The 1978-nt window shown below is 73.3% G+C and carries 2 protein-coding genes; one reads left to right on the plus strand and one right to left on the minus strand.

The genetic code is table 11. From position 1 onward, the window contains the following. Window positions 1-1371 (plus strand): endopeptidase La (gene lon / locus AB0J52_RS38215; RefSeq protein WP_500187898.1); only part of this gene is annotated, 1371 nt, incomplete at its 5' end. A gap of 89 nt (window positions 1372-1460) precedes the next feature. Here lon and AB0J52_RS38220 read toward each other — a convergent pair. Then, a complete protein-coding gene (locus AB0J52_RS38220; RefSeq protein ID WP_500187899.1) occupies window positions 1461-1844 on the minus strand; it encodes an ATP-binding protein in 384 nt (127 codons plus the stop codon). Window positions 1845-1978 lie beyond the last annotated feature (134 nt).

The following is a 1978-nucleotide window of genomic DNA, read 5'->3' on the forward strand; positions in this document are numbered from 1 at the left end:
CGGCGGTCCGACCGCGGCCTCGGCGTCGTCGGCGGGCGGCGCAGCGGCGCGGTGCTGGCCCTGACCGGCCCTCCCGGCGTCGGCAAGACCTCGCTGGGCGAGTCCATCGCCAAGGCCATGGGCCGCGAGTTCGTCCGCGTCGCGCTCGGCGGCGTCCGGGACGAGGCGGAGATCCGCGGCCACCGGCGCACCTACGTCGGCGCGCTGCCGGGCCGGATCGTCCGCGCGATCCGCGAGGCCGGCTCGATGAACCCGGTCGTGCTGCTGGACGAGATCGACAAGGTCGGCGCGGACTACCGGGGCGACCCGACCGCGGCGCTGCTGGAGGTCCTCGACCCCGAGCAGAACCACACCTTCCGCGACCACTACCTGGAGGTCGAGCTCGACCTGTCGGACGTGCTGTTCCTCGCGACCGCCAACGTCGTGGAGGCCATCCCCGGGCCGCTGCTCGACCGGATGGAGCTCGTCCAGCTCGACGGGTACACCGAGCACGAGAAGGTGACGATCGCCCGCGACCACCTGCTGCCCAAGCAGCTGGAGAAGGCGGGGCTGGAGCCGGCGGAGGTCGCGTTCGACGACGCGGCGCTGCGGAAGCTGGCCTCGGAGTACACCCGCGAGGCGGGCGTCCGGTCGCTGGACCGCGCGATCGCCCGCGTGCTGCGGAAGGTCGCCGCGAACGTCGCGCTGGAGAAGACCGCGCTGCCGCTGACGGTCGGCGAGGACGGGCTGAAGGACTACCTCGGCCGTCCCCGGTTCACGCCGGAGGCCGAGCTCAGCCGGTCCGAGCGGCGGACGGGCGTGCCCGGCGTCGCGACCGGCCTCGCGGTCACCGGCGCGGGCGGCGACGTCCTCTACATCGAGGCGTCCCTCGCCGACAAGGAGACCGGCGACACCGGCGTCACGCTCACCGGCCAGCTCGGCGACGTGATGAAGGAGTCGGCCCGGATCGCGCTGTCCTACCTCCGCTCGCGCGGCGCGGAGCTGGAACTGCCGGTCGGCGACCTGAAGGACCGCGGCGTCCACGTCCACGTGCCCGCCGGGGCCGTCCCGAAGGACGGGCCGAGCGCCGGGATCACCATGACCACGGCCCTCGCGTCCCTGCTGTCGGGCCGCCCGGTCCGCCCCGAGGTCGCGATGACCGGCGAGGTCTCCCTCACCGGCCGGGTGCTGCCGATCGGCGGGCTCAAGCAGAAGCTGCTGGCCGCCCACCGGCTCGGCATCACCACCGCGATCGTCCCGAAGCGGAACGAGCCCGACCTCGAGGACGTCCCGGCCGAGGTGCTGGCCGACATGACCGTCCACGCGGTCAGCGACGTCCGCGAGGTCCTGGACCTGGCCCTGGAGCCCGCCACCACCCCCGTCACCGTCTGACCCACCCACCCGGAAAGGCCGCCTCGCCCCCTGCGCGAGGCGGCCTTCCGCCGTTCCTCAAGAGGGGAAGCGGGTCCCGGCCCGCGCCGTTAGCCGACCAGGCGGAACCAGACCCGCAGCCGTCCGTCGTCCTGGGTGTCGAATCCCCAGTCGTCGGAGAGCGCTTCGAGGATCGGGAGGCCGCGTCCGCCGAGGCCGCAGGGGGCGTCGGTGTAGTGCGGAAGCGTCCCGCCGCCTCCGTCCACGACGGCGACGGTCACGGTGTGTCCATTGGTTTCGACCGACAGTTCGACGGTCTTTCCGCCGCCGTGGATGACGGCGTTGGTGCAGGTCTCGGAGGTGAGCAGGACGCAGTCGTCCAGCGCGGGGTGCTCGCTTCCGAGGAGTTTGGCGACCCAGTGGCGGGCGGCGGCGACCTGTTCCGTGTCGGACGGGAAGACTTGGAGGTGCTTCACGCCCGGGGACGCGGTCACGTGGTGGTCCGGGCGGGGACGAGGGCGAGTCGTCCGAGGTGGTGGTCTTCGAGGTCCGCGCGTACGACCCGCGCGTCCGCTGACCGTCGTATTCTCATGTGCGTCCTCCTTGTGAGGATGGGCCGCGCGGCCGG

The organism is Spirillospora sp. NPDC049652 (assembly GCF_040675125.1).
In the GTDB taxonomy this organism is placed as follows: Bacteria; Actinomycetota; Actinomycetes; order Streptosporangiales; family Streptosporangiaceae; genus Spirillospora.